Genomic DNA, 2,101 nt, shown 5'->3' on the forward strand with positions numbered 1-2,101 from the left:
CGGCCAGCGCGGTGACCTGCTCGGTGCGCTGCGACCCGAGCCTCACCCGGCCGGCGAGGATCTCGCCGGTGCGGGGGTCGGTGAGGGCCTGGCCGTGGGACCAGCCCCGGCCGTCCGGGAGGGGCCGCACCAGTTCCTCGGGGCCGCGGGGGGAGACGGTCGGGATGTCGGAGGGCGCCGTCGTCGCGCCGGCACCGCCGCGCCCCGCGCGGTCCGGAGTCGCCGCACGTGGGGAAGCCGGGCGCACCGCCACGAAGGTCACCGCCGCGGCCGGTCCGCGCCAGGTGAAGGTGCCGTGGGTGCTGACGGTGCGGCCGAGAGGGGGCGGAATCCGCCGGGTGGTCACCCGATCGGCGGAATCGCCGGCACGGGATCGCACGTCGCTCGACGGGGTGCCGGCGGCGGCACGCGGCGTCGTGGTGGCGGCACGTGCGGGCACCCCCGACCCGTCCGCAGGCTCCTGACCAGCCATCAGACCACCGCCGCCCGCTGCCGTCCGGGCATGAAGGATTGTCTGAAAACATGCATATGTGCATTCTGGGTGACGTCGCCCGGAAATCCGCGATACCACGCCATTCACGGTGTTGTTGGCAGCATTGCCCGGGTGAGTGCCCTCTTCGTCGCGACCGTTGCCGCCGTGCGCTCCCTTCCCGCGCGGCTCCGGGGCCCGCGCCACGTCGCAGAGAACGCGACGGCGGACCCGGGAGCACCGCGCGCCGCGGGCGCCCCCAGGCCCGGCCCCCGCCCGGACCACCGACCCCACGACGGCGCGGAGGACGACCCCGACGAACCCGGTGGTCGGCGCACCGCGGGCAGCTGTGCCGCCGAGGGGCTGGTGGCCGCCGGGCTCGGCGCCGGTGCCCTCGCCGTCCTCGTCCTCTCCCTCTGGACCGTCTCGCCCCACCCCGACGACGGCCCGGGCAACGCCACCACCCTCGCCGTGGACCTCTGGCTGCTGGCCCACGGTGCCGCGCTCGTACGGAACGAAACCCTCGGCGGGGCCCCGGCCCCCATCGGCATCACCCCGCTGCTGCTCGCCCTGGTGCCCGGCTGGCTGCTGCGCCGCGCCGTGCGGGTGACGCTCCCGGTGGACAGCGGCCCCGGCCGGGCACTGTCCACCGCGCTGTGGATCACCGTCGGCTACCTGGCCGCCGCGGCGGTGGGCGTGCTCTACACGCTCGACGGACCGATCAGCGTCGATCCGCTCGGCGCGGCCGTCGCCGTCCCGCTGTTCGCTCTCGTGGTGACCGTGACCGCCGGCTGGTCGCACACCGGCCCGCCGCTGTTGCCCGGCCGGGCGCAGTGGCTCCAGGAAACCGACGCCCCGCGCGCCGCGGCCGCTGGGCTGGCCGCCATGTGCGGCGCCGGCACCGTGCTGGCGGCCGTCGCGCTGGTCGGTCACGCCGGCGCCGCGCAGTCGCTGTTCGGCCAGCTCGCCGGCGACTGGTCCGGCAGGATCTCGCTGCTGCTGCTCGGCTGCGCCCTCGTCCCCAACGCCGCGGTCTGGGCCGCCGCCTACGGTCTCGGGCCGGGGTTCACCGTCGGAGGCGGCGTGGCGCTCGCCCCGCTCGCGTCCGGCGGCGACGACCCCCGGCTCCCGCCGTTCCCGCTGCTCGCCGCGCTCCCGGGTGAGGGCGGCACCCCGCTCACCCTGGGGCTCGCCGCGCTGGTCCCGCTGACCGCGGTGGCGGTGACCGCGGTCTTCCTGGGGCGCGCGACGGTGCCCGTGCGCGCCGACCGCACCACCGCCACCTCGGCGGGCGACACCGCCTGCGCGGCGGTGCTGGCGGCGGCACTGCTCGGGCTGGGCGCCGGGGTGCTGGCGCTGCTCGCCGGCGGCGCCATGGGGACCGGGGACCTGGCCGAGTTCGGCCCGGTGCCCTGGCAGGTCGGGGTGGCGGCCTTCGGCTGGGTGGCGGTGCTCGGCACCCCCGCGGCGCTTCTGGCCCGCGCGTGGCGGCTCCGCCGGGAGGACTTCGCGCGGTCCGTCGCCCACGAGGGGGCACAGAGCGCCCGCGGCCTCGCCGCACGGGGCAGGCGCGCCGTCGTCCAGCGGGTGCCGCGGCCGCAGGGCCGGGGCGCGCGCACCCCGGAGGCCGAC

At 78.2% G+C, this 2,101-nt stretch carries 1 protein-coding gene and 1 pseudogene; one reads left to right on the top strand and one right to left on the bottom strand.

Translation table 11 applies throughout. The features are described from left to right. Window positions 1-346, bottom strand: a pseudogene (locus HCN56_RS25275) (hypothetical protein); the annotation flags it as partial. A 258-nt stretch (window positions 347-604) separates the two neighbouring features. Here HCN56_RS25275 and HCN56_RS25280 point away from each other — a divergent pair. Further along, the coding region (locus tag HCN56_RS25280) for a cell division protein PerM (protein WP_167974937.1) at window positions 605-2,101 on the top strand (1,497 nt) is incomplete at its 3' end.

Source organism: Streptomyces lonarensis (genome assembly GCF_012033735.1).
Classification (GTDB): Bacteria; Actinomycetota; Actinomycetes; order Streptomycetales; family Streptomycetaceae; genus Streptomyces; species Streptomyces lonarensis.